Origin of the sequence: Pararobbsia alpina (assembly GCF_965118125.1) — a bacterium.
GTDB lineage: Bacteria > Pseudomonadota > Gammaproteobacteria > Burkholderiales > Burkholderiaceae > Pararobbsia > Pararobbsia alpina_A.
The window spans coordinates 3,280,474-3,305,789 of record NZ_OZ221287.1 but is presented as its reverse complement, the minus strand read 5'-3'; the positions used below and the strand labels follow the sequence as shown (position 1 = coordinate 3,305,789).

The 25,316-nt window shown below is 60.1% G+C and carries 18 protein-coding genes and 3 rRNA genes; 9 read left to right on the top strand and 12 right to left on the bottom strand.

All coding sequences use genetic code 11. The features are described 5' to 3' along the window. Window positions 1-152: 152 nt before the first annotated feature. On the bottom strand, window positions 153-365 hold the full coding sequence (locus ACMFWR_RS14295) for a DUF1653 domain-containing protein (protein ID WP_413194904.1): 213 nt from the start codon (window positions 363-365) through the stop codon (window positions 153-155). 159 nt (window positions 366-524) lie between these two features. Then, a complete protein-coding gene (gene msrA / locus ACMFWR_RS14290) occupies window positions 525-1,244 on the bottom strand; it encodes a peptide-methionine (S)-S-oxide reductase MsrA (RefSeq protein WP_413194903.1) in 720 nt (239 codons plus the stop codon). Window positions 1,245-1,715: 471 nt separating this feature from the next. Between msrA and ACMFWR_RS14285 the strand changes: the two genes are divergently transcribed. Next, window positions 1,716-1,967 (top strand): DUF4148 domain-containing protein, encoded by a 252-nt coding sequence (locus ACMFWR_RS14285; RefSeq protein WP_413192288.1) that lies wholly within the window; start codon window positions 1,716-1,718, stop codon window positions 1,965-1,967. A 507-nt stretch (window positions 1,968-2,474) separates the two neighbouring features. Next, window positions 2,475-3,317 (top strand): YkgJ family cysteine cluster protein, encoded by an 843-nt coding sequence (locus ACMFWR_RS14280; RefSeq protein WP_413192287.1) that lies wholly within the window; start codon window positions 2,475-2,477, stop codon window positions 3,315-3,317. Between the two features lie 148 nt (window positions 3,318-3,465). Here ACMFWR_RS14280 and ACMFWR_RS14275 read toward each other — a convergent pair whose 3' ends face one another. Both ACMFWR_RS14275 and ACMFWR_RS14270 read right to left on the bottom strand, forming a co-directional pair. Beyond that, window positions 3,466-4,143 carry a response regulator transcription factor gene (locus ACMFWR_RS14275; RefSeq protein WP_413192286.1) on the bottom strand — a complete coding sequence of 226 codons (678 nt, stop codon included), beginning with the start codon at window positions 4,141-4,143 and terminating at the stop codon, window positions 3,466-3,468. Between the two features lie 60 nt (window positions 4,144-4,203). After that, window positions 4,204-4,842, bottom strand: a complete 639-nt coding sequence (locus ACMFWR_RS14270; RefSeq protein WP_413194902.1) for a hypothetical protein — start codon at window positions 4,840-4,842, stop codon at window positions 4,204-4,206. Window positions 4,843-5,080: 238 nt separating this feature from the next. On the opposite strand from ACMFWR_RS14270, the gene ACMFWR_RS14265 reads away from it, so the two are divergent. Beyond that, a complete protein-coding gene (locus ACMFWR_RS14265) occupies window positions 5,081-5,752 on the top strand; it encodes a heavy metal response regulator transcription factor (RefSeq protein WP_413192285.1) in 672 nt (223 codons plus the stop codon). A 5-nt stretch (window positions 5,753-5,757) separates the two neighbouring features. Next, window positions 5,758-7,278 (top strand): heavy metal sensor histidine kinase, encoded by a 1,521-nt coding sequence (locus tag ACMFWR_RS14260; RefSeq protein ID WP_413194901.1) that lies wholly within the window; start codon window positions 5,758-5,760, stop codon window positions 7,276-7,278. 192 nt (window positions 7,279-7,470) lie between these two features. Here ACMFWR_RS14260 and ACMFWR_RS14255 read toward each other — a convergent pair whose 3' ends face one another. Beyond that, entirely contained in the window at window positions 7,471-8,853 is a 1,383-nt protein-coding gene (locus tag ACMFWR_RS14255) for a hypothetical protein (protein WP_413192284.1), read from the bottom strand. A gap of 808 nt (window positions 8,854-9,661) precedes the next feature. Here ACMFWR_RS14255 and ACMFWR_RS14250 point away from each other — a divergent pair. The 3 genes from ACMFWR_RS14250 to rrf all read left to right on the top strand — a co-directional run bounded on the left by ACMFWR_RS14250 (window position 9,662) and on the right by rrf (window position 14,571). Continuing rightward, window positions 9,662-11,192: ribosomal RNA gene (locus ACMFWR_RS14250) — 16S ribosomal RNA — on the top strand. 265 nt (window positions 11,193-11,457) lie between these two features. Continuing rightward, window positions 11,458-14,336: ribosomal RNA gene (locus ACMFWR_RS14245) — 23S ribosomal RNA — on the top strand. Window positions 14,337-14,458: 122 nt separating this feature from the next. After that, a 5S ribosomal RNA gene (gene rrf / locus ACMFWR_RS14240) occupies window positions 14,459-14,571 on the top strand. The 16S, 23S and 5S rRNA genes sit together here, the layout of an rRNA operon. 141 nt (window positions 14,572-14,712) lie before the next feature. Here rrf and ACMFWR_RS14235 read toward each other — a convergent pair. Then, entirely contained in the window at window positions 14,713-15,447 is a 735-nt protein-coding gene (locus ACMFWR_RS14235) for a hypothetical protein (RefSeq protein WP_413192283.1), read from the bottom strand. Between the two features lie 138 nt (window positions 15,448-15,585). Next, window positions 15,586-16,167, bottom strand: coding sequence for a hypothetical protein (locus ACMFWR_RS14230; RefSeq protein ID WP_413192282.1), 582 nt, complete (start codon window positions 16,165-16,167; stop codon window positions 15,586-15,588). A gap of 131 nt (window positions 16,168-16,298) precedes the next feature. On the opposite strand from ACMFWR_RS14230, the gene ACMFWR_RS14225 reads away from it, so the two are divergent. Continuing rightward, complete coding sequence (locus ACMFWR_RS14225) at window positions 16,299-17,156, top strand: MOSC domain-containing protein (RefSeq protein ID WP_413192281.1); 858 nt, start codon at window positions 16,299-16,301, stop codon at window positions 17,154-17,156. 19 nt (window positions 17,157-17,175) lie between these two features. Here the strand turns inward: ACMFWR_RS14225 and ACMFWR_RS14220 are convergent, their stop codons facing one another. After that, the gene (locus ACMFWR_RS14220; RefSeq protein ID WP_413192280.1) at window positions 17,176-18,531 is read right to left on the bottom strand and encodes a sigma-54-dependent transcriptional regulator; all 1,356 of its coding nucleotides are present in this window, start codon (window positions 18,529-18,531) and stop codon (window positions 17,176-17,178) included. Next, complete coding sequence (locus ACMFWR_RS14215) at window positions 18,528-20,375, bottom strand: sensor histidine kinase (protein ID WP_413192279.1); 1,848 nt, start codon at window positions 20,373-20,375, stop codon at window positions 18,528-18,530. Before ACMFWR_RS14215 ends, ACMFWR_RS14220 begins: the two co-directional genes overlap by 4 nt. Before the next feature lie 380 nt (window positions 20,376-20,755). Between ACMFWR_RS14215 and ACMFWR_RS14210 the strand changes: the two genes are divergently transcribed. Further along, a complete protein-coding gene (locus ACMFWR_RS14210) occupies window positions 20,756-22,048 on the top strand; it encodes a dicarboxylate/amino acid:cation symporter (RefSeq protein ID WP_413192278.1) in 1,293 nt (430 codons plus the stop codon). A gap of 255 nt (window positions 22,049-22,303) precedes the next feature. On the opposite strand, the gene ACMFWR_RS14205 is transcribed toward ACMFWR_RS14210, so the two are convergent. The 3 genes from ACMFWR_RS14205 to ACMFWR_RS14195 all read right to left on the bottom strand — a co-directional run bounded on the left by ACMFWR_RS14205 (window position 22,304) and on the right by ACMFWR_RS14195 (window position 25,176). Then, window positions 22,304-23,626 (bottom strand): TIGR00366 family protein, encoded by a 1,323-nt coding sequence (locus tag ACMFWR_RS14205; RefSeq protein ID WP_413192277.1) that lies wholly within the window; start codon window positions 23,624-23,626, stop codon window positions 22,304-22,306. A gap of 279 nt (window positions 23,627-23,905) precedes the next feature. After that, window positions 23,906-24,271 carry a DUF805 domain-containing protein gene (locus tag ACMFWR_RS14200; protein WP_413192276.1) on the bottom strand — a complete coding sequence of 122 codons (366 nt, stop codon included), beginning with the start codon at window positions 24,269-24,271 and terminating at the stop codon, window positions 23,906-23,908. A gap of 83 nt (window positions 24,272-24,354) precedes the next feature. Further along, window positions 24,355-25,176, bottom strand: coding sequence for a TerC family protein (locus ACMFWR_RS14195; protein WP_413192275.1), 822 nt, complete (start codon window positions 25,174-25,176; stop codon window positions 24,355-24,357). Window positions 25,177-25,316: the final 140 nt, after the last annotated feature.

The window sequence follows — 25,316 nt, the reverse complement described above, 5'->3', positions numbered from 1 at the left end:
CGGCTCCCCCGTGCCGTATCGAGCGGGGCGGATGCATGAAGCTTCGCTTGCGCGTCGAGCGATCGGCGCGAGTGGCCCTTGCTCGCGTTATCCGTCTTCCAGCGTGCGTCGCCGCCGCAAGGACAAAAGCGATTGGCGAGCGCTCAGAGCGCTCAGAGCGCTTTGAAGCGCACCGTCCCGTCTTCAAGCAGTCCGTGGAACATCTCGGCGGGCCGCACCCAGAGTCCGCGCTCGTGCGGCCAGAGGTGTTCATAGACGACCATCGGTTCGAGCGTCTCGGAGTGCTTCGCGGTGCCGACAACGCGATAGAGGCCACCTTTGTAGTGGCGATGGGTCGCGAGCGCGAGCGCTTCAGCTTCGGTGATGTCGGTCGTCATGCGGGGCTCCGGGAAAAGCGCGCATGTTAACGCTTTTGCTCGGTAGCGCCTGGGTTTGCCGGGCGAACCCGTCTCCGACCGTTGCTTCTCACAGGTCTCTCGTCTGCGCTGAACGGCCTTTCTCGACTAACCTCGTTTTTCGACCGTTTATCGCGACGCTGTCGACGTCAGCAGCGGATCAGGACGATAGAGCGCCGGGAAACGCTTGTGCAGCTCAGCGATCTTCGGCATGTCGTTGATCGCGATGTAGGGATCGTCGGGGTGCAGCGTCAGGTAGTCCTGGTGGTAGTCCTCGGCCGCATAGAAGCCCCTGAACTTCTCGACACCGGTCGCAATCGGGGCGTGGAAGACATGGGCTTGCCCAAGCTGCGCGACATAGGCGGATGCCACACGGGCTTGCGCATCGTTGACCGGGAAGATCGCCGAACGGTATTGCGTGCCTTCGTCGGGACCTTGTGTGTTGCGTAAGGTCGGGTCCTGTACGACCGAGAAGAACACCTGAAGCAAGCGCCCATAGCTGATCTGCGTCGGATCGAACGTAATCTCGACCGATTCGGCATGTCCCGTATCCCCTTCGCTCACGCGTTCATAGCTTGCCGATCCATGGCTGCCGCCGGAGTAGCCCGAGACCACGCGCGTGACCCCGTTCACATGCGCGAACACGCCTTGCACGCCCCAGAAGCAGCCGCCCGCGAGCACGGCTTTCTCGGTGTGTGCACCGGTCGCCGGTTCGTCTACGGCGGGTGCCGGCGCTGTCACGGCCGCTTCTGCATGTGCGCTGGCGTGCCACATCATCGCGCCGGCTGCGAGCAGTAGTGCGTAGGTCAGCGCACGCCATCCGCTGGTCGGGCGCATGGCGGATGCCATATGCGACCGTAACGCGCGCGATGCCAACCGCTTGACGACGGGCGGTAGCGAGCGATAGGGCGCGGCGACGTCCCGCTTGAGCGGGCTCGCTTCGCGCGAACGTAGGTGGGGCAGGTCGGGGCGAGTCATGATGCGCAATCCAAATCTCAATCCATTTCCGTTAACAAGCAGTGTCGCCCAAAACGCCGTGCCGTGCGTTAAACAACTTTCATGGCCCGGTGCGCGTTGTGTCATCCGGCGGGAATAAATCGCGCACGTGATTGGTTATATATTGATTGCCTGGATAAAAATAATTTTGGTTGATCTGTTTGATTGGTGCATTCAATATTAAAATATTTTCATTCCTTTGTTTGAATTGAGTCAGGGTGCCGCTCATAGACTGGTTTCACGGCGGGCGAAATGAATCGATATCGGATCCGATACGAATTTCATGGATGCAGACGCCGGATCGAACCGCATAGGGAGTGCATCATGAAAGCTTTGACTCTTGCCGCAGCGCTTGCCACGCTGGTCGCCGCCGCCCCGGTGTTTGCCGCAGACGCCCAGCCCGCGACGGATACGACTGTCGCTCAAAGTAGTTCAATGTCGGGCAATATGGTCATGCAGGAAGCGCAGGCCATGCAACCGGCCGCTAAAACCCGCCAACAGGTTTATCAGGAATTGCTTCAAGCTGAAAGAAGCGGTGAATTGCAACGACTGAATTCCACGCTGTATTCCAATTAAGTTTGAATTCGAGTATTTGAAATCGGCTGCGTGTTGGCTGGATTATCGGCCCGGGTTGTTGGTCCGATTTACTGGGTCGGTTTTTTGGGTCGGTTTATTGGCCCGGATTGGTGGTCACTGACGAGCGGTTCGCCGGTCTCGGCCTCTTGCGCCGATCACCGGGCGAACGTTGTCACGGCGGTGCGTAAAGTCGACGGATGGCGTGCGTCGAATGGCGCGCCGCCGGAAACCCATTTATCGGTCGCCACTTCTGGCGATCTTGACGGCGATCTCGACGGCTCCGCTGACGCTGTCACAACTTGTCATCGTCCGGCGCGCGCACAAAGCGGTGCGTCGGCGTATGATCCCGCGCTGACATAAGTCAATTCTGAGATAGATGCCGGCTCGTGCATCGATGATCGCCCGATCGAACCCGTCGGGCGAACCTCGATGATGCGGCCACGCGACGTCCTGCCGCGGTTGAGGCAGCGGGGCGCACGCGCAAACGGCACAGATATCCCCCGATCGATGACCGATACCTCCGAACACCGCGCAGACGCTGCCCCGGCCGAACCCGGCTTGTCCCTCAATTTCGAATGTTTGCCTGAGTGCGGCGGTTGCTGCCAGGACCTGCGCCTGCCGTTGACGATTGCGGAAGCGATCGCATGGCTCGAGCGCGGCGGCAAGGTCGAGATGCTCTGCGAAGCCATCCCTTGGGAAAGCGAACCCGCGCCCGACCAACTGGTCGCCGCGCACAAGCGCCGGCGGTCGTTCCCGGCGCAAAGCGGCGCGTTGCCGGTCCGTGTGATCGTCGTGCTGGCCGCGCGCTTCGAAGCAGGTTGTCCGAATCTGCTTCCCGATATGCGCTGCGGGATCTATCACGAGCGTCCGCTCGTGTGCCGTATCTACCCGGCGGAAATCAACCCGTTTATCGAATTGCAGCCGGCGCACAAGATGTGTCCGCCGCATGCGTGGTCGTCGACCACGCCGTTTATTCGAGGCGGCCAGATCGTCGATGCACAGGTCGCTGAAGATATCGCGAGCTCACGCGCGGCCGACCAGCGCGAGGCGCCGTTCAAGGCGCAGGTGTGTGAGGAGCTGGGCGTGGATATCGCGTCGTTCTCGACGCTGGGTTTCGCCGTGCATCATCCGGAGCGCGGTGCGCTGCTGGCTGCACTGCAACGCGTGGCGGCGCAGGCCGCGGCGGCGGATATGCCGATCGAAGATCCGGCCATGCTGATGCCCGCGTGGCGGTTTTCGAGCGATCGCCCGGATTACGCCGAAGCGTTGAAGTCGGTGGGCGCTGAAGTCGCTGCGGATGGTGAGGCCAGCGCGGGCGGTGCACCGTGGGAGCGGTTGTCGCTCGGTTGACGCGGACATCGAGTCCGGAGCGGGCCTTGATCTGCACCGGACCGGTCGCGCTCTGGACCGTGCGCGGCTCGCCGACCGTTTGCCTCGGATCTTCGCATCAGGCTGATCAACGCTACACGAGGTGCGTGACCGGCCGCTGCGCCTCCGCTTAACCCAGGGCGTACCCTGCGCCTCGCACCGTCTTTAACAAGGGGCGCTGAATCAGCCCTTTGATCTTCTTGCGCAACTGGCCGACATGCACGTCGACGATGTTCGTGCCCGGGTTGAAGTGATAGCCCCAGACAGCCTCGAACAGCCGTGTGCGCGTCAGCGTCTGCCCCGAGTTGCGCATCATGTACTCCATCAGCCGGAATTCCGTGGGCTGCAGCGGCTGCATGCGGTTTTCGCAGCGAATCGTGCGGCTCAACAAATCCAGTTCGATCGGACCCACGCGCAACGTCGTTTCGCGCAGCGAGACGGTCAGGCCGCCACTGCGTCGCAGCAGCACCTCGAAGCGTGCGATGACTTCATCGTTGTGATACGGCTTGACGATGTAGTCGTCGGCCCCGCCGCGCAGCGCCCGCACGCGGCGTTCGACACTGTCTTCGCCAAGCAGCACGACAGGGCCTTGTAACCCGGACGCGCGGATCGCAAGCAACGTGTCGAGGCTGTCGAGATCGGGGTGCAGCACGCCGATCGCAATCAGGTCATGACGGCCGGTCAGCGCGGCCGCCTGGCCGTCGATCCCGTCTCGCTTCCATTCGACGGCAAAGCCGTCGCGCTCGAGCGCGCCTGCGAGGGACGCGCCGTAGGTCGGGTCGCTTTCGATGAGCAGAATGGTCGGCATGATGTTCGGTATCGCTAGGCTGGGTACGTCAGAAGAATGCGTCGGGGTGTTGCCGGGGTATTACATCGGTGGGACGAGGCCCTTCTCGCCCACAGAGATCGTCTGCGCGGTGAGGGACCCGTCGTCGTTGCGGTGTGCAAAGAGCAGCACGTGAGCGCCCGGCGTGAGCAATGTCTTGTCGCCCGGTGCGATGCGAACGATCGGCGCGCTTTTGGGCACGAAGATCTTTTGCTCTCCACCCTTGTAGCGCACGGTCAGCGTGCGGCCCTGGCTCACGACGAGGTCACCGACGGTGCCGTTGGTCATCGAGCCGTTATTGCCAAGGTCCCACGGGCGATGGCCGTCGCCTGCGCCGCGCATGCTTTCGTCGAAGACATGAACTTCCAGTGCCTTGAGCGTGCCGTCGGCCTGAGGGACGGCCGCCGTGCCGACATAGCTGCCGGCCTTGATATCCGCCATGTCCGCCTGTGAGACACGGGCGACCCGGGTATCCTGCTCGAGGCGTACATCAAGTGCATCGCCCCCGTTGGGCTGAACATGCACGCTCGAGCCGCTGACAGACACCAGCGTGCCGCGAATGCGCGTCATCGACATCGGGGTCTGTGCGTGGGCCAGCACGACGAGTCCCGCCAGCAAGACAGGCACCGCCACGAGACGGGTCGTCCAGCGCGACGTGATCCAGGCCAGGGCCGTTTCCAGGCGCGTCGACCGTTTCCGGTCTGATCGCGCGGGCTGGACCGTCGCGGGGCGAGCAGTCGATGAGTGCTGCGAAAGCAAAGCGGAGTCGCGCATCGGGGGCCTCGGAGGCAAGGGGAAGTGGGCCCAGATTACGGTCGCGCGCGGGTCGCACGCATGACGTCTTGGTGACAAAAACGTAATCAAATCCGCGCGTTGCGCGGTCTAAAATGCACCTTAAAACTGGCTTGCAGGACATTCCATGAGCATCCTCGTTGTCGAAGACGACCCCAAAACGGGCGACTACCTGAAAAAAGGCCTCAAAGAGAGCGGCTACGCGGTGGATCTCGCTCGCACGGGCACCGACGGGCTGCATATGGCACTCGAGCATCCGTACGAGCTGGTCATTCTCGATGTGATGCTGCCGGGTATCGATGGCTGGGAAGTCATGCGCGCGTTGCGCTCCAAGCGTGACCTGCCTGTCATTTTTCTGACCGCGCGCGATCACGTGAACGACCGCATTCACGGCCTCGAACTCGGCGCCGACGATTACCTGGTCAAGCCGTTTTCGTTTACCGAGCTGGTACTGCGCGTGCGTACGCTGTTGCGGCGCGGCGTCGTGCGCGAGGCGGACTTCTTCGAATTCGCCGATCTCAAGCTCGACGTGCTCCGGCGCAAGGTCACGCGCCAGGGCGTCGATATCACCCTGACCAACAAGGAATTCATGCTGCTGCACCTGCTCGTCAAACGGCAAGGTGAGGCGCTGTCGCGCACGCAGATTGCATCGGAAGTCTGGGACATGAATTTCGACAGCGACACCAATGTGGTCGATGTCGCAGTCAAGCGCTTGCGCGCCAAGGTCGATCAGCCGTTCGAGAAGAAGCTGATCCACACGGTGCGCAGCATTGGCTACACGTTCGGAGAAGGCGCGTGAACACGATCAAGCTGTTTCGCTCGCTCTCGCTGACGGCACGCACGACGTTGCTCGTGAGCCTCAGCGCGTTTGCGATCATGAGCATGCTCGGCTGCTACCTGTATCAATCGGCGAAGGCCGGGGTCGAGAATCACGCCGTCACGCAGGCGGCGGGGCGCGCGGAGCACTATCGTCATCTGGTCAACGACGCCTTTACGGTCAAGCAGCTCGAACAGCGTCCGATGTTGTTCGAGACGATGCTGGGTGCCGAGCAGGATGTGCTGATGTTCCGTCGGCCGGGTGAGGCGCCGTTCATTCAGGTCAATCCCGCGCATATCCGCGTGCCGAAGCTCGATGCCGCGCCGGTCGGGCAGGGTCTTACGCGAGGTGATGTCCTCCACGATGTGCTGCCCAACGGCACGCCGATGGTCTGGGCCGCGGCGACCGCGAAGACGAATGACGGTGGCGACCTGGTCGAGGTCATCGCGGGACATCCGATGAATCACGAGATGCAGATGCTCGAGTCGTATCGGCTGCGCATCTTTACGGCGATCGGCGCTGCTGTCGTGATCTCGACTTTGGTCGGCTATCTGCTGATTCGCAGTGGCTTGTCCCCGGTTCGGGCCATGGCCGAACGCGCGTCGGAAATCACGCCGAAGAACTTGTCGGTGCGGCTCAGCGTCGAGTCGGCGCCGCTCGAGTTGCGGCTGCTCTCACATTCGTTCAACGCCATGCTCGACCGGCTGGCCGATGGGTATCAGCGATTGCAACAGTTCTCGGCCGATCTGGCGCATGAGATCCGCACGCCGATCGGTGCGTTGATTGGTACAACGCAGGTGACGCTCGGCAAGACGCGCGATGCCGAGGAATACGAGCATGTGCTCGAGTCGAATCTCGAAGAGCTGAATCGCCTCAAGAATATCGCCGAGAACATTCTCTTCCTCGCGCATGCCGATCACGCCGCGCTCGCGATTGACCGCGTCGAGATCGGGCTGGCCGATGAGCTCGGCAAGATCGCCGAGTATTTCGAGGGGCCGGCCGACGAGCGCGGCATGACGTTCGATATTGCAGCGACCGGCTCAATGTCGGCCAACGCCATGATGTGCCGGCGGGCGATCAACAATCTCGTCGTCAACGCGGTGCGTTATGCGCGCGAGAACACCGTGATTCGTCTGCGCGGCTCCGAGGATGCAAGCGGTGCGACGATCATTGTCGAAAACGAAGGCGAGACGATCGCACCCGAGCATCTCGCGCGTTTGTTCGACCGCTTCTATCGTGGTGATTCGGCACGGAGTCAGTTCACGGAATCGAACGGACTCGGTCTGGCGATCGTGCGCGCGATTATGAGTCTGCATGGCGGCACGGCCAAGGCCTCGTGCCCGCAGGCGAATCTGATCCGCTTCGAGTTGCATTTCCCGCCCGCTCCGGTGCGCTTCGAGGCGCAACAACCGGCGATGCCGCCGGCCTTCGCCGCGAGGCCTTCCGTGCAGAGCGCGTCGCCGGAGGTGTCGCATTCCGAGGCATCGGCCGCTGGGGCAAGGGCGTAAGCGCGCCAGGCCAGCGCAGGGCGTTCGCAACGTCAGCGGTCGAGGCAGTCATTTGTCTTGCCGTCAGGCGTTTGCGTCGCTGATACCGTCGAAGGGCATCGTCAGATCCGAGCGGCTGCCGTCCGCAGCGCTCGGCCCTCAGTCGTTCGCAAGCACTTGCGTCTGCCGCAGGTTTGACTTCGTGGCCTGCGGCTAACTCACGGCCTTGTGAACCATGCGCGCGAACGCGTCGACGATCGTTTGAACCTGAACGTTCTTGTGCGCGAGCGGACTGTTGGCGGGTTCCGGATGCACCAGCATCGTGGCGTTCGCCTCGAACACGATGACGTCGCCGTCGGGCATGAGCGAAAAGTCGATGCCCGCATAGTCGAGATCGATCCGATAGGCGATCGCGCGAATCGCTTCATAAGCACGTGGGCCCAGCACCGCTTCGGGATCGGCGAGAAAGCGCCGCTCCTCTTCGAGCTTCCACGGGTTGTCGACCATGTCGGCAGAGAAGTAGTGAACCAGCCAGTGGTCTGAAATCGCGAGGTGGTACGGATACGGTTCGCGATCGACAAAGATCATCCGGTACTTGCGGAAGTAGCCGTCAGCCGACCGGTAGTCATGAAATGCCGTGGCATAGACCGAATCGGCCCGCGCCAGCGCGGGCTGTTGCGTATCTGCGCGATCGTGGGCAAGGACGACGCCTTCGCCGCCATGCGAAGCCAGCGGCCGGAGGATGACGGGATAGGGCGGTCCGTCGCGTTCGAGCGAATCGGTGATCGACTCAGATCGGGTCTCGAACGCTTGCGCGGTCGGCGATGCTGCGTTGCCCTCAATACGCCTCGCTGCGGGCACGAGCACGCCATCCATGCCGTCCAGCAGGCCGGGCAGGCGGTCGCGCCGCGTGCGTGCGACGCGCGCCGGCGGATTCAGTACGGGGCGATGCGTGTGGTCCAGCAGCCCGGTGAGGCGCGCATCATCCGGCGCGATCACATCGGGGTCGCCGATGGCATTGAAGACGACATCGTGGGCCGGCGGCGAAGCGAGGTCTCGCTCCGACGCATAGTCTACGAAGTAGCGGATTTGCGTGTAATGGCGCTCGGGCATCAAGTGCTTGACCGGCACATTGCCGATTCCGCCGGCACAGGCGACCAGCACGCGCGGTGCGTGCGCGTCGCCTTGCTCGATATAGACCGCCTGTAGCGAGTAGGCGCGCTTCAGATGATCGGCGGCTGCGGCGGTCTCACCGCGCTCGCGCAGCAGCGAGGCGAGATTTTGATGGGCGATCGCAAGATTGGGGTTCAGCGCCAGCGTGACCCGATACCAGCGCTCGGCTTCGCGGAACTGCGCCTGGTTCATATACGCCGTCGCAATGTTGTACAGCGCGAGTGCGTTGCGTTCGGTCAGGGCGAGTGCAGCGAGGCGCGCGGCTGCGGCCTTCACGCGGTCGCCTATCGTTTCATAGGCCGCGGCGAGCGTGATCTGAAGTGTCGCATCGAGAGGCGATGCCTCGGCCGCGGCTTCGAGGCCGGCGATGGCCTCGGGTGTCACACCGGAGGATTCGGGCGGGGTGCGATCGTCACCGGACATGCAGGGGCTCCATCATGGGGGACCGTCATCATGCGCCAGATTGCACTGTTCGCACTACCCGGAGGAGCCTGTGGGGTGGCGTGCTGCATGTAAGGGGTAGGGCGAAGGGCTTTCGTGCCGGAAAGCCTGCTCGTCGCAAGCCTGCAGGCTTCGGCGCGGGACAGCCTGGTGGGGTATCGATATGACAAGGCAGGCGCTGAATCCCGGAGCGTCCACGAAGTCGCCCGCAGTCAGTATTTCCAGGGACTTCGGTGGCTCGTGGTCAGGCGATTGGATGGGTGTATTTGCAGGGTGTTTTTTACTTAAAAAAATATATTGCGTCATTTGCTTGTCATTCTCGAATGAAGGGAATAAGATTCGCCTCCTCGTTGCACAACGCAGGTTTCGCAGAGCAGGACGCGAAGTTGGGCAGTGCGGCGGGAAGCGTTATCTGGCAAGGGTTTCAAGCCGATAACGCCGTCAACGAAGTGAAGCGAAAGCAAAAAACTTGTTGACGAAACGAAGTGAGGTGTACATAATCTCGCTTCTCTGCTGCAAACGCAGCGACGCAGAAAACGCAGTGAAGTTTGAGCGGATTTTGCGAACGATCTTTAAAAATCTACAGCCGATAAGTGTGGGCGCTTGATAAGCGATGCACCGTCGGATCAGCGGATCGGTCTTCGGGCTGGTGTTGTTCTGATTGACGGTATAGCAAAGGTATTTATCAAGTCTCACACTCTGTAAAAGGTAAGTTTTGATTCATCGAAACTTGTCAGCACATTGAGTGAGCGACCGGTTCTTAACTGAACCGAAAACAGTAACAGGTATTGAACTGAAGAGTTTGATCCTGGCTCAGATTGAACGCTGGCGGCATGCCTTACACATGCAAGTCGAACGGCAGCACGGGAGCAATCCTGGTGGCGAGTGGCGAACGGGTGAGTAATACATCGGAACGTGTCCTGTAGTGGGGGATAGCCCGGCGAAAGCCGGATTAATACCGCATACGATCTACGGATGAAAGCGGGGGATCTTCGGACCTCGCGCTATAGGGGCGGCCGATGGCGGATTAGCTAGTTGGTGGGGTAAAGGCCTACCAAGGCGACGATCCGTAGCTGGTCTGAGAGGACGATCAGCCACACTGGGACTGAGACACGGCCCAGACTCCTACGGGAGGCAGCAGTGGGGAATTTTGGACAATGGGCGAAAGCCTGATCCAGCAATGCCGCGTGTGTGAAGAAGGCCTTCGGGTTGTAAAGCACTTTTGTCCGGAAAGAAAACGTTCTAGCTAATATCTGGGGCGGATGACGGTACCGGAAGAATAAGCACCGGCTAACTACGTGCCAGCAGCCGCGGTAATACGTAGGGTGCGAGCGTTAATCGGAATTACTGGGCGTAAAGCGTGCGCAGGCGGTTTGTTAAGACGGATGTGAAATCCCCGGGCTCAACCTGGGAACTGCATTCGTGACTGGCAAGCTAGAGTATGGCAGAGGGGGGTGGAATTCCACGTGTAGCAGTGAAATGCGTAGAGATGTGGAGGAACACCGATGGCGAAGGCAGCCCCCTGGGCCAATACTGACGCTCATGCACGAAAGCGTGGGGAGCAAACAGGATTAGATACCCTGGTAGTCCACGCCCTAAACGATGTCAACTAGTTGTTGGGGATTCATTTCCTTAGTAACGTAGCTAACGCGTGAAGTTGACCGCCTGGGGAGTACGGTCGCAAGATTAAAACTCAAAGGAATTGACGGGGACCCGCACAAGCGGTGGATGATGTGGATTAATTCGATGCAACGCGAAAAACCTTACCTACCCTTGACATGTACGGAACCCTGCTGAGAGGTGGGGGTGCTCGAAAGAGAGCCGTAACACAGGTGCTGCATGGCTGTCGTCAGCTCGTGTCGTGAGATGTTGGGTTAAGTCCCGCAACGAGCGCAACCCTTGTCCTTAGTTGCTACGCAAGAGCACTCTAGGGAGACTGCCGGTGACAAACCGGAGGAAGGTGGGGATGACGTCAAGTCCTCATGGCCCTTATGGGTAGGGCTTCACACGTCATACAATGGTCGGAACAGAGGGTTGCCAACCCGCGAGGGGGAGCTAATCCCAGAAAACCGATCGTAGTCCGGATTGCACTCTGCAACTCGAGTGCATGAAGCTGGAATCGCTAGTAATCGCGGATCAGCATGCCGCGGTGAATACGTTCCCGGGTCTTGTACACACCGCCCGTCACACCATGGGAGTGGGTTTTACCAGAAGTGGCTAGTCTAACCGCAAGGAGGACGGTCACCACGGTAGGATTCATGACTGGGGTGAAGTCGTAACAAGGTAGCCGTATCGGAAGGTGCGGCTGGATCACCTCCTTTCCAGAGCTCGCATCAACTGTTGAGCGCTCACACTTATTGGCTGTTTAACACGGAACCGGAATATCGGAGCCGTGATTGCTCTTTAACAATCTAGAAGAAGAATTTGTCTATTGGAAACGCACTTGAGATGGTGTGTGGAAGGTAGATGGGTTGTGATTGTATCAAATGTATTTAAGTGATCTTAAAGTCACTTGGAATACGGCAAACGCGAAAACTCAATTCTTATAACGTGGTCTGCTGTTCATGGCAGACATACGCGTTATAGGGTCAAGCGAACAAGTGCATGTGGTGGATGCCTTGGCGATCACAGGCGATGAAGGACGCGGTAGCCTGCGAAAAGTTGTGGGGAGCTGGCAAACGAGCTTTGATCCACAAATGTCCGAATGGGGAAACCCGGCCCTCTTGGGTCATCCATGACTGAATACATAGGTCATGTGAAGCGAACGCGGTGAACTGAAACATCTAAGTAGCCGCAGGAAAAGAAATCAACCGAGATTCCCAAAGTAGTGGCGAGCGAAATGGGATCAGCCTGTACTCTTTATTTGTATTGTTAGCCAAACGCTCTGGAAAGTGCGGCCATAGTGGGTGATAGCCCCGTAGGCGAAAACAGTATGAAAGAACTAGGTGTACGACAAGTAGGGCGGGACACGTGAAATCCTGTCTGAAGATGGGGGGACCATCCTCCAAGGCTAAATACTCGTGATCGACCGATAGTGAACCAGTACCGTGAGGGAAAGGCGAAAAGAACCCCGGGAGGGGAGTGAAATAGATCCTGAAACCGCATGCATACAAACAGTCGGAGCCTGGAAACGGGTGACGGCGTACCTTTTGTATAATGGGTCAGCGACTTACGTTCTGTAGCGAGCTTAACCGAGTAGGGAAGGCGTAGCGAAAGCGAGTCCGAATAGGGCGCATAGTTGCAGGGCGTAGACCCGAAACCGGATGATCTATCCATGGCCAGGATGAAGGTGCGGTAACACGTACTGGAGGTCCGAACCCACTAATGTTGAAAAATTAGGGGATGAGCTGTGGATAGGGGTGAAAGGCTAAACAAATCCGGAAATAGCTGGTTCTCTCCGAAAACTATTTAGGTAGTGCCTCGTGTATCACCTTCGGGGGTAGAGCACTGTCATGGTTGAAGGGTCCATTGCGGATTACTTCGCCATAGCAAACTCCGAATACCGAAGAGTGCAATCACGGGAGACAGACGTCGGGTGCTAACGTCCGACGTCAAGAGGGAAACAACCCAGACCGCCAGCTAAGGTCCCCAAGATTGGCTAAGTGGGAAACGAAGTGGGAAGGCTAAAACAGTCAGGAGGTTGGCTTAGAAGCAGCCACCCTTTAAAGAAAGCGTAATAGCTCACTGATCGAGTCGTCCTGCGCGGAAGATGTAACGGGGCTAAGCCAGTCACCGAAGCTGCGGATGCGTGCTTGCACGCATGGTAGGAGAGCGTTCCGTAAGCCTGCGAAGGTGCCTTGTAAAGGGTGCTGGAGGTATCGGAAGTGCGAATGCTGACATGAGTAGCGATAAAGGGGGTGAAAGGCCCCCTCGCCGTAAGCCCAAGGTTTCCTACGCAACGTTCATCGGCGTAGGGTGAGTCGGCCCCTAAGGCGAGGCAGAAATGCGTAGCTGATGGGAAGCAGGTTAATATTCCTGCACCGTCGTTAGATGCGATGGGGGGACGGATCGCGGAAGGTTGTCCGGGTGTTGGAAGTCCCGGTCGCTGCATTGGAGAAGGCACTTAGGCAAATCCGGGTGCGCAATTCAAGGGTGTGGCGCGAGCTTCTTCGGAAGCGAAGCAATTGGAAGTGGTTCCAAGAAAAGCCTCTAAGCTTCAGTCTAACGAGACCGTACCGCAAACCGACACAGGTGGGCGAGATGAGTATTCTAAGGCGCTTGAGAGAACTCGGGAGAAGGAACTCGGCAAATTGGTACCGTAACTTCGGGATAAGGTACGCCCTTGTAGCTTGATAGGCTTGCGCCTAAAGGGTGAAAGGGTTGCAATAAACTGGTGGCTGCGACTGTTTAATAAAAACACAGCACTCTGCAAACACGAAAGTGGACGTATAGGGTGTGACGCCTGCCCGGTGCCGGAAGATTAAATGATGGGGTGCAAGCTCTTGATTGAAGTCCCGGTAAACGGCGGCCGTAACTATAACGGTCCTAAGGTAGCGAAATTCCTTGTCGGGTAAGTTCCGACCTGCACGAATGGCGTAACGATGGCCACACTGTCTCCTCCCGAGACTCAGCGAAGTTGAAGTGTTTGTGATGATGCAATCTACCCGCGGCTAGACGGAAAGACCCCATGAACCTTTACTGTAGCTTTGCATTGGACTGTGAACCGATCTGTGTAGGATAGGTGGGAGGCTATGAAACCGGAACGCTAGTTTCGGTGGAGCCGACCTTGAAATACCACCCTGGTTTGTTTGCGGTTCTAACCTTGGCCCGTGATCCGGGTCGGGGACAGTGCATGGTAGGCAGTTTGACTGGGGCGGTCTCCTCCCAAAGCGTAACGGAGGAGTACGAAGGTACGCTAGGTACGGTCGGAAATCGTGCTGATAGTGCAATGGCATAAGCGTGCTTAACTGCGAGACTGACAAGTCGAGCAGGTGCGAAAGCAGGTCATAGTGATCCGGTGGTTCTGTATGGAAGGGCCATCGCTCAACGGATAAAAGGTACTCTGGGGATAACAGGCTGATACCGCCCAAGAGTTCATATCGACGGCGGTGTTTGGCACCTCGATGTCGGCTCATCTCATCCTGGGGCTGTAGCCGGTCCCAAGGGTATGGCTGTTCGCCATTTAAAGAGGTACGTGAGCTGGGTTTAAAACGTCGTGAGACAGTTTGGTCCCTATCTGCCGTGGGCGTTGGATATTTGAAGGGGGCTGCTCCTAGTACGAGAGGACCGGAGTGGACGAACCTCTGGTGTACCGGTTGTCACGCCAGTGGCATCGCCGGGTAGCTATGTTCGGAAGAGATAACCGCTGAAAGCATCTAAGCGGGAAACTCGCCTTAAGATGAGATATCCCTGGGGCTTCGAGCCCCTTGAAGGGTCGTTCAAGACCAGGACGTTGATAGGTCAGGTGTGGAAGCGCAGTAATGCGTTAAGCTAACTGATACTAATTGCCCGTAAGGCTTGATCCTATAACACGTGTGTTTGCCCTCCACGTGGACGTGAGTATCGTGTGTTTGCCCGATGCACTCACAACCCAAAATTCTTCTTCTCAGATTGGCTTGGTAGCGACGCTACTAAGCAACAAGTCATGCCTGATGACCACAGCGAGTTGGTACCACCCCTTCCCATCCCGAACAGGACCGTGAAACGACTCCACGCCGATGATAGTGCGGGTTCCCGTGTGAAAGTAGGTAATCGTCAGGCTGTTTAACACCAGAAAGCCCTGCTCTATCGAGCAGGGCTTTTTGCTTTTGTGCGTTGGATCTGATGCGGCATCGCGGTATCACGGCACTCGGGACGGTCATCGACCCGACCCGACCCGACCCGACCCGACGCGGCGAGGTGCTACACGCCGGTACTGTACGTGTGGTTCCCAACCCCAATCCCGACGCCAGTGTCGGCGCCGGTGATATTGGCCGGCTGATCGAAAACAAACGCGCCGGCAGGTACGTAGTGATCGATCGCCAGTGTGCTTCCGATCGTGATCATTGCGCCGCAGGCACTCCCTACGATTGCACCTAGGTACAGCGGGACGCAAGAACGGGTCTCGGATCGCGTGACCGAGGTCAACGCGCGTAGAAATTGCGCCGCCGCAAGTGCGCCGAAAATGCCGCCGGCCACGGTACCTGTGGCACTTCCGATCATCGGTGCAACCTGTTCGTTCGCGTTGAAACCCCATTCGACGTGGGGAATGATCCCCGCGACGCCTGCGCTGGCACCACCCGTGATAGCGAGGAGCGCCCCCGAAAAACCATGACAAAATGCGCCCCCGATCGAGCCCGTAGCCGACTTGGGTGGTCGTTGCCCATCGCTCGCCCGAGCTAGATTTTGCCAGCGACGTGATCCGGAGCCTGGGGCGCATTCAACGGTGTTGAGGTTGTCGGCAAGAAAGGGATTGCGCTCGGGGGGATAGTCCTCACCCGCACGGTCTTCGGAAAACGGGTCGAGTTGCGACGGATAACTTCCTCGTTGCGAAACGCGGCCGGGTTCCGACGAATCTCCGCCGGAAAACGGATTCAGATTGAGCGGATAAGCGTAGTAGGTCGACGACACGCTTGTTGATGAACTAAGGCACGGCACGTGCATCTCCTGAATCTGACGAGACGCCATTGTCCCGCCGCATCGGATATCGACTTGCGCAGATCGCTCGGCTCGCTAATCCCATCGTTGCACGCTTGGCAAAGTCGCCAGCGAAGCCGATCCGCGCAACGCGCGAGTTCAGTCCAGATGCGGCGTTGAACGCACATTCCCGAACCCGTCCATCGAAGGGTTCGTTGAGCCGCTGATCGGGTGGCTCATCGAGGCGTTGAATGTCCCTCCGTCGTCAACGACGCCGCCTCGCCAGGGCGTCGTTGTGCCACCGATGGCCTCCGCAAGTTCGAGCCATTGAGCATAGGCCGCTCCCCCGCCTGCCGCGCTGCCCATCACCATTCCGGCACCCGTTGCGTAGGCCACGGCGATCGGAGACGGCAGGGCGCACGGGATGATCTGGGCGATATGCATCGCGAACGCAGCCAAGGTGGCGCTGACCGCGCCGCCCGCCGCGCCGAGCACAATTCCCGCAGTCACCGCGGGGGCTGCCGTCGATTCATCCGTTCGCAGGCTCAGTGCCGTAGCCGTTTCGATCGTTGTCCAACCCACGACGGCTGCGCACGCGGCGAGTGCCAGCGCGGTGGCATTTCGAATCGTGGTGATGTTCCGCATGAACGCGCAGGCACGGCCTGCGACGGTCGGGGGTGGCGCCCGGCGCAAGGGCAAGTGCAACACCGGCGTTTGCGCGGACACGGATGGGGTATCCATATCGACTCCTGTATTCGATTTGCGAGCGCCCCCAGCATGCACCCACCTGCATCACGCGCACTTGTCGAAACAATGCAGAGATGCGACCCTCTTCACGTATACGATCACTCTGTGCTGGACGATAACCGCTTATGCCGACGCTGACCGGCCTCAATATCTATCCGATCAAATCCTGTGCGGGCCTGTCGCTCGACCGCGCGAAGATCACGCCATGGGGACTCGAGTGGGATCGCCACTGGATGGTCGTCGACGTTAACGACGGCTTCGTCACGCAGCGCACGTACCCCGACATGGCTTGCGTCATTCCGAGCTTCGAGGGCGACACGCTTGTGGTCCGCACGGATGGCATGCCCGACCTCGAGCTCCCGCTTGAACCGCGAGCCGCTGCATCACGCCGCGTCGTCAGCGTTTGGGACGACGCGTTCGGCGCAATGGATGAAGGCGACGCGGCGTCGCAATGGTTTTCGCAACGTTTTGATTCGACACTGCGTCTCGTACGATTCGACCGCAGCTTCAGCCGTCGGGTCAGCAAGAAGTGGACGGGAGAATACGACTCGGTCACGCAGTTCGCCGACGGCTTTCCCATTCTTGTGACGGGACAGAGTTCATTGGATGAGCTAAATGCCCGACTCAATGCGAAGGGTGCTCCGGCGATCCCGATGAATCGTTTTCGCCCCAATGTCGTCGTGTCGGGACTCGAAGCCTACGACGAAGACTTTATCGAGACGCTGGCCATCGGCGAGGCGCAATCGATCGTGCTTCGACTCTCGAAACCCTGTGCGCGTTGTCCGATTCCGACCATCAATCAGGCCGACGGCACGCGTGACCCTCACTGGCCGCACGAACCGCTCGATACGCTCGCGACGTATCGCGCCAATGCGCTCGTCGGAGGGGGCCTGACGTTTGGGCAAAATGCCATCGCGATCAAGGGCGAGGGTGAATGGCTTGAAGTCGGTGCATCGATCGAAGCCGAGTGGCATTTTGCGTGAGTGCCATCCAGGCTTTGCTTCAAGGCTGAATCGAATCGCTCGCGCCAGCCAGTCCGTACCGTTTGATCTTTTCGTACAACGTGGCCTTGCCGACCTGCAGCCGTTCCGCCGTGACCGCGACGACGCCGCCACATCGTGTCAGGGTGTCGGCGATCACCGCACGCTCGAATTGTTCGATGCGATCTTTGAGCGAGTCAGCCGAACCCTGATCGATATCGGTCTCCACACCTTGAGTCGACTCCTCAATGCCGAGTACGAAACGATCGGCGGCATTGCGTAGCTCGCGGAGATTGCCGGGCCACGAGCGCTGCATCAATGCATGCGCAAATACGGGTGTCAGCGCGGGCGCCGCCCGTCCATAACGCACCGCTGCATCGAGGACAAACGATTCGAACAGCGGCACGATATCTTCGCGCCGTTCGGCAAGCGGCGGCAACGCGATCGTCACGACATTGAGCCGGTAAAACAGATCGCGCCGGAATCGACCCTGCGTGATGTGTTCCTCCATATCGCCCTTGGCGGCCGCAACGATCCGGCAATCGACCCGAATCGGCTGATTCGAACCGAGCCGCTCGAGCGTGCCTTCCTGAAGCACGCGCAGCAGCTTCGCCTGAAGTGCGAGCGGCATGCTTTCGATCTCGTCGAGAAACAACGTGCCGCCCGACGCGTGTTCGATCTTGCCGATCCTGCGCTTGGCCGCGCCTGTAAACGCGCCGGCCTCATAGCCGAACATTTCCGACTCGAACATCGTCTCCGGCAATGCCGCGCAGTTCACTGCGAGAAACGGTTTCTCGCTGCGGCTCGATGACTCATGCAGGCTGCGTGCGATGAGTTCTTTGCCAGAGCCGGTGTCGCCATTGATGAGCACCGGCGCATCCGTCGGGCCGACATTGGCGATCAGGCGCCGTACCTGTTCGATAGAAGGGCTGCGGCCGATGATGCGCGTGGTCAGCGTGCGCTCGCTCGCGAGCGCGCTGCGCAGCGCGCGGTTCTCATGGACGAGCTGGCCGTGCTCGAGCGCGCGGCGCACCGTCTCGACCAGTCGTTCCGATGCAAACGGCTTTTCGATAAAGTCGTACGCGCCGTGCCGCATCGCGCTGACCGCCATCGAAATATCGCCATGACCCGTCATGAGGATCACCGGGAGGTCGGGGCGCTGAGCGCGGCATTGCTCGAGCAGATCGAGCCCGCTCATACCCGGCAGGCGCACGTCGCTGACGATCGCGCCAATCGGTGCAAGTTCGATTCGCGCGAGACCCTCTTCGGCCGAACCCACGCCCGTCGCGTCGAAATCGGCGAGCTGCAGGCTCTGCACGCTCGACAGTCGCACGAGTTCATCGTCTTCGACGACAAGTACCTGCCTGACTTCCTTCATGATTCGATCCCCTGAGCGCCGTCGGAGCGGCGCAATACCACCACAAACCGTGCTCCGCCTTCGGGCCGGTTGCTTGCAGACAGCGTGCCGCCGCAGTCGCGCAATATCGACGACGAAATCGCGAGACCGAGGCCCAGGCCATCGCCGATGTCCTTGGTCGTGTAAAACGGCTCGAACACGTGCGGCAATACATCTTCCGGCATCCCCGGACCGTTGTCGTCGATGGTCAGCGTGACATGGGCCGAATCGGCCTGAACGTCGATCGCAATGTGCGGTGACGGGCGACCCTTCAACGCGTCGAGTGCGTTGCCAAGAATGTTGATCAGCACCTGTTCAAGACGCAGGCCTTCTCCATGCACGCGCAGTGGCGAGTCGGGTCCTGCAGCGCCGGCGTCCGGCACTTGGGGACTGTCGAGTGCGATCCCGTCAAGCCGCGGCTTGAGCACCACGAGCACATTGCGCAACACCGCAGACAGCGATGCGTCGGACATCATCGGCCGCGCCTTGCCGACAAACAGCTTGAGCTGATTCGTGATGCGGCCCATGCGCTCGGTCAGTGACGCAATCGCCGCCAGATTGTCCGCCGCCGCATCGTACCGTCCGCGCTCGAGCAGAACGCGCGTGTTGTCCGAAAAACTGCGCAAGGCCGTCAGCGGCTGGTTGAGTTCGTGCGTGATGCCGGCCGCCATTTGTCCGAGCGCCGCAAGCTTGCTGGCCTGTATCAGCTCAGCTTGCGCCGCACGCAGCTCGTGTTCGGCCCGTGTGCGCTCGGCGACTTCGGAAGTCAGGCGCTCGTTCGCCGCCGACAGATCCGCAGTGCGCTCCTCGACACGACGATTCAACTGCGCATATGCGTGCTGCAGCCGCGCCCGGCTCAGTGCCGTCTCGACGGCACGCGCACGCCGCATTCGCATGTAGAACAAAAGCAGCGCAAGCGAAATCAATCCGAAGGCCGTGACCACCGATGCGTTCGCCGCGTCGCGCTCGACATTGGTCATCGGCGCCATGCTGACGAATTGCCAGGCAGGGTCGGCGAGATAGCGATGCGTTGCGAGGTAGGCGCGGGCAAGCGGTCGTTCACCGACGTGCACGACTTGCGCATTGTCAGCAAGACGATCGGTCACATTGATCGCAAGCGGAGCAAGCGGCTCCTGCGCATATTGGCGCACATCGCGGATCGCATTGAGCGTGGACGGTGCAACCGCCGAGAGCGTGCGGTATTTCCACGCAGGGTTCGACGACAGAAAGATCACGCCGTGATCATCGGCGACCATCATCGGCTCGGATTCGTCGGCATGCTGGAACCATTCAAGGTTGAGCTTGACGACCGCAACGCCGACCAGTTGTTTGTCGCGATAGACCGGCTGCGAAATGTAGTAACCCGGTTCGCGCGAGATCGTGCCAATGCCGAAGAACCGGCCCACGCCGCCGTTATGTGCATCGACGAAGTAAGGTCGGAACCGATAGTCCTGACCGATAAAGCTGCCCGACGTATTCCAGTTGCTCGCGGCGATACAACGTCCGTCGGCGCGCACGATATAGGTGACCGTCGCGCGCGCGTGGTCGTTGAGGTCGGTCAGGTAGCGATTCGCGCGATCGATCGACGCCGCATTGGGTGACACCAATGCGTCCTGCACGTACGGATGCAACGACAGCAGATAGGGCAGGTATTCGTAGCGGTCGAGCGTGCTCTTGAGCGTGCCGATATTGCGCTCGAGACGTGCCGCCGCGCCGCGCCGCAAATTTTCGATGCCGTGCTCGCGCGTCACGGTCCACACGGCCGAGCAGGCCAGCGCCATGGCGATGCCGAGTGCGGCCAGCGGTAGCAGGGTGCGGTACTTCATCAAGGATGCATGGGAAGGCGCGATGTCGATTCACCCGGATCATAGCGTGCGGGCATCCGTTTGAGCGCCTGCGTCGCATGATCGGCGAGGCGCGGCTGCGAATGTGCAACAGCCCGCGTCGAGCGAGGATCCGTTCGTGCGATGACCGGGCGCGCATACGGTTCGACGGAGCGCCGCCCATACCGGTCGTGTCCATGCGGACCGCCTTCCGGAAATCCGGAGCGCCCTTTGACGGATTTCCGGAATCCCGGACGCCACAGGGGATGCATTCCGCTCAAACCCTTGCCGGACAAGGCTTTGCCGAGGCATCGCAACTGGCATCGACCTTGCAATTCACTCGCCACGCCCCGACAGGGACATAACCATATCCGGAGACGCGCGTGAAAAAGCCCATCCATAAAGTGCTCTACGTCCAGGTGATCGTCGCGATCATCGCGGGCGTCCTGCTTGGCCACTTCTATCCCTCGATTGCCATCGACGCCAAGCCGCTTGGCGATGCATTCATCAAGCTGATCAAGATGGTCATCGGCCCGATCATCTTCTGTACGGTCGTCTCCGGCATTGCCGGCATGCAGGACGTCAAGAAGGTGGGCCGCGTCGGCGGCAAGGCCTTGCTGTACTTCGAAGTAGTCTCGACGTTCGCGCTTGTGCTGGGCTTGATCGCGACGCACGTGCTCAAGCCGGGCGCGGGCTTCAATGTCGACCCCGCCACGCTGGACGGCAAGGCGGTCGCGAGCTTCGCCGAAAAAGCGCATGGGCAGTCGACCGTCGACTTCCTGATGCACATCATCCCGAACACGATTTTCGATGCGTTCGCCCAGGGTGAGATCCTGCAGATCCTGCTGATCGCCATTCTGTTCGGCGTCGTGCTGGGTGCTTCGGGCGAGCGTGCCAAGCCGTTGACGGATCTGATCGATTCGACGTCGCATGCGTTGTTCAAGATCGTCGGCATCATCACGAAGCTCGCGCCGATCGGCGCGTTCGGTGCGATGGCCTTTACGATCGGCAAGTACGGCGTTGGCTCGCTGGTGCCGTTGCTCAAGCTGATCGGCACGTTCTATCTGACGTCGATCGTGTTTGTGCTCGTCGTGCTCGGTACGGTTGCGAGAATGACGGGCTTCAGCATTGTGCGTTTCGTGTCGTTCATCAAGGAAGAGTTGCTGATCGTGCTCGGCACGAGTTCGTCGGAAGCCGCACTGCCGCAACTGATGCAGAAACTCGAGAAGCTCGGCTGCTCGCGTTCGGTGGTGGGCCTGGTGGTTCCGACGGGGTATTCGTTCAACCTCGACGGCACGAATATCTACATGACCATGGCGGTCGTGTTTATCGCGCAGGCGACCAATACGGATCTGTCGCTGGGCCAGCAACTGACGTTGCTTGCCGTTGCGATGCTGACATCGAAGGGCGCCAGCGGGGTGACGGGCGCGGGCTTTATCACGCTCGCGGCAACGCTCGCCGTGGTGCCGACGATTCCGCTCACGGGCATGGTGCTGATCCTCGGCATCGATCGCTTTATGTCCGAGTGCCGTGCGCTGACGAATATCGTCGGCAATGGTGTGGCAACCGTCGTCGTGTCGTCGTGGGAAAAAGAACTGGACCGCAGCAAGTTGCGCGCGGTACTGGGCGGCTCGCGGGGCGCGGCCTCGTCTGAAACGGGCGCGATGGAAGTGTGATGCCGGATGTGCGGTAGTGACGTGATCGACCGCACAGGGTTCATCCGGTTCACGCGTCGACCGTAACGGCAGCCCGTGCATCAAAGCAAAAAGCCTCGTCATCGCTGACGAGGCTTTTTGTTATCCGGCAAGTGAAGCCATGTCTGAAGGTCGATCGATCTCTTGATCTCTTGATTTCGTGTTGTCACAGATCACTCGGCGCACAAGGTCATTTCCATGAGCCTCGGCGCCGCGGGTCGCTGCTACGAACTGTGCCTAGAACAAATACATACCGGCAACGAAGATCGCACCTGAGAACAGCAGCGCGGTCACGCAATACCCCATGATGTCGCGCACGCCCAGGCCCGCAATCGCCAGCGCGGGCAGGGCCCAGAACGGCTGAGCCATATTGGTCCACGCTTCCCCGTAGGCAATGGCCATGGCCGATTTGCCGAGATCCGCGCCCAATGCCTTTGCGGCCGGCATGACGAACGGGCCTTGCACCACCCAGTGGCCACCGCCCGAGGGCACCGCGAAGTTGATCACGGCCGAACTGAGGAAAGCCAGCAGCGGGAAGGTGTGAACGTTCGAGATGTCGATAAACCAGTTCGTGATGATGCCTGCCAGGCCGGAGTGGTCCATCGTGGCCTGAATGCCCGCATAAAACGGGAACTGGATCATGATGCCGGCGGTGCCGCGGGCCGCCTTGCCGACGGCGCGCGCATAGCCCATCGGGGTCTTGTGCAGCAGGATGCCGACGCCGAGGAACACGATATTGACCGTGTCGATATCGAGGCTGAAACCCTTCGTCGAGAAACGCACGCTGAGATAGCCCGCGATCAGCAGCGCGACGACGATCGACAGAATACGGCTTTCCTCGATGCGTTCCGCGAACGTCGCGTCCGGACCGAGCTTGCGCTCTTCGTTGGGTTCGTCGACGAGCAGCGCCGGGTCGACTGACACGACTTCGTCGGGGCGCGGCATCATCAGGCGCGTCAGGATCGGCAGCATGACGATCAGGCCGATCGTGATGAATGCGTTATATCCGGTGAAGATCGTTTGCGAAACCGGAATCAGGCCGATGACCTTTTCCATCGGGTTGCCCTTCGTTGCGGCAACGAGCGGCACCGAACCCGACAAGCCACCGTGCCACGTCAGGAAGCCCATATAGGCTGCCGCGACGAGCAGACGATAGTCCGTGCCCTTGACGCGGCGCGCGACCTCGCGTGCAAACATCGCACCGAGCACGAGGCCGAAGCCCCAGTTGATGGCACATGCGATGGCCGCGAGCAGCGCGACGAGCATGACGGCCTGACCCGGCGTGCGAGCGGCGCCTGCGAGCGCGGCGAGTCCGCGTTTCACAGGCCCCGACGAAGCGAGCGCGTGTCCGGTCACGAGAATCATCGCCATCTGCATCGAGAAGGCGAGCAGGTTCCAGAACCCCGAACCCCACATGAGCACGAGATCGGATGGCGAATGCGGTGTGAGTCCCAATGCCAGTCCGATCGTCACGAGCGTGAGCAGAATCGCAAAGATCAGCGGATCGGGCAGAAAACGATGAACAACTTGAGTGAAGAAACGTGCGATCCCCTGTACCACGACAGCCTCCTGAAACTAAACATGTTTATGTTTGTAAGCGGGAGGCATTGTGGCATGCCTTTTCATGCGACGCAGTGTCTTTATGTGTGTTGTGACGCGCGAAGCGTTGCTGGCAGCGCGTGCTCGTCAACTGTCGCTGACCTGTCCGCCAAACTCCAGCGACACCACACAAGACTGCGAAGGCGATAGGGGGCTACGCCTTGGCGGGCGCCGGGCCTGCGATGCTGTTTCGCGGCCTGCGTAGCGCCCGGCAGGCCGTGTGCGACGTCTTTACACCGCTCAATACGACAGCGCGAACGGCTCTTGCACCGGGTCGGGACCGAAGCGGTTAGGGCCGCGCGTGCCTTCCATGGCCATCAACACGAGCAGGATGATCCAGCCGATGCCAGGGATCACGATCACCAGCATCCACCAGCCCGTGCGATCGGTATCGTGCAAGCGGCGCACGCCCACAGCGATCGATGGCACGAGCACCGCGAGCGAATACAGACTCGAGAGCAATCGCACGCGCAGGATCGCGACATCCACGAAGATCAGCACCATGGTCGCGATGAAATTGAACAAGAGGAACATCCAGTATTCCTTGCGCCGCGCGCGGCCTTCGAATACGGCGTACGACTTGAGCACTTTCAGGTACCAGTCCATGAAGATCTCCGTTCGTTTCAAGAGGGGAAGCGATCGCCTGTGAGCGATCGCGCCGGTTGCGTGCTGTAGCGAATTTTGATCGCTCAGTCAGGAGTTTGACGACGTGTGCCGTTTGTTCCGCTTGCCGTGCCACTGGGTGTGTCGTTCGATGCGTGACCCGATGTCCCACGTTTGGCGCGTGCTCGACGCGACATCATATTCAGACCTTCAACCAGTGCGGAGAATGCCATTGCGCCGTAAATATAGCCCTTGGGAACGTGTGTGCCAAAGCCATCGGCGATCAGCGTCATACCGATGACGAGCAGGAAGCCGAGCGCCAGCATGACGATGGTCGGATTCCGGTTGATGAAGTTCGCGAGCGGTCCGGCCGCGAACAGCATCACGCCGACCGCGACGATGACGGCCGCAAACATGATGGGAATGTGTTCGGTCATGCCGACCGCGGTGATGATGCTGTCGACCGAAAACACCAGATCGAGCACGAGAATCTGGCCGATGGCCGCGACAAATCCGGCGGGAACGCGTTTGCCGTCGCTACCCGAGGCCTCGTGTTCATCGTCGCCCGCGATGTGATGATGGATTTCGCGCGTCGATTTCCAGACAAGGAACAAGCCGCCTGCGACGAGGATCAGGTCGCGCCATGAGAACCCGTGATCGAACAACGTGAACACAGGGGCCGTCATCCGAACGATGGTCGAGACGGTCGCGAGCAGCACGAGGCGCATCACGAGCGCGAGCCCGATCCCGATGCGCCGCGCATTTTCCCGATGCGCGGCGGGGAGCTTGTTGGTGAGGATCGAGATGAACAGCAGGTTGTCGATGCCGAGCACAACCTCCATTGCGATCAGCGTCGCAAGGGCTGCCCAGGCGGCCGGGTCCTGCACAAGGGTCACGAGGTCGTTCATGAAAGCTTTTTGTCAGGTTCGATTGTCGAATTCTGCCAGCATGCGTTCTACAACGGGTGACACTTTTTTCGTTCCGGTCGACGTTCGCTAACCGCCAACCGGCAAACATTCGCGCACCGAGCGCCGGTGCGATCGCCCGG

Excerpts from the sequence above, each read along its gene's own strand:
- msrA (WP_413194903.1), bottom strand. The coding sequence starts at position 1,244 with ATGGCATCCGCCATGCGCCCGACCAGCGGATGGCGTGCGCTGACCTAC.
- ACMFWR_RS14285 (WP_413192288.1), top strand. The coding sequence starts at position 1,716 with ATGAAAGCTTTGACTCTTGCCGCAGCGCTTGCCACGCTGGTCGCCGCC.
- ACMFWR_RS14280 (WP_413192287.1), top strand. The coding sequence starts at position 2,475 with ATGACCGATACCTCCGAACACCGCGCAGACGCTGCCCCGGCCGAACCC.
- ACMFWR_RS14275 (WP_413192286.1), bottom strand. The coding sequence starts at position 4,143 with ATGCCGACCATTCTGCTCATCGAAAGCGACCCGACCTACGGCGCGTCC.
- ACMFWR_RS14265 (WP_413192285.1), top strand. The coding sequence starts at position 5,081 with ATGAGCATCCTCGTTGTCGAAGACGACCCCAAAACGGGCGACTACCTG.
- ACMFWR_RS14255 (WP_413192284.1), bottom strand. The coding sequence starts at position 8,853 with ATGTCCGGTGACGATCGCACCCCGCCCGAATCCTCCGGTGTGACACCC.
- ACMFWR_RS14230 (WP_413192282.1), bottom strand. The coding sequence starts at position 16,167 with ATGGATACCCCATCCGTGTCCGCGCAAACGCCGGTGTTGCACTTGCCC.
- ACMFWR_RS14225 (WP_413192281.1), top strand. The coding sequence starts at position 16,299 with ATGCCGACGCTGACCGGCCTCAATATCTATCCGATCAAATCCTGTGCG.
- ACMFWR_RS14220 (WP_413192280.1), bottom strand. The coding sequence starts at position 18,531 with ATGAAGGAAGTCAGGCAGGTACTTGTCGTCGAAGACGATGAACTCGTG.
- ACMFWR_RS14215 (WP_413192279.1), bottom strand. The coding sequence starts at position 20,375 with ATGAAGTACCGCACCCTGCTACCGCTGGCCGCACTCGGCATCGCCATG.
- ACMFWR_RS14200 (WP_413192276.1), bottom strand. The coding sequence starts at position 24,271 with ATGGACTGGTACCTGAAAGTGCTCAAGTCGTACGCCGTATTCGAAGGC.
- ACMFWR_RS14195 (WP_413192275.1), bottom strand. The coding sequence starts at position 25,176 with ATGAACGACCTCGTGACCCTTGTGCAGGACCCGGCCGCCTGGGCAGCC.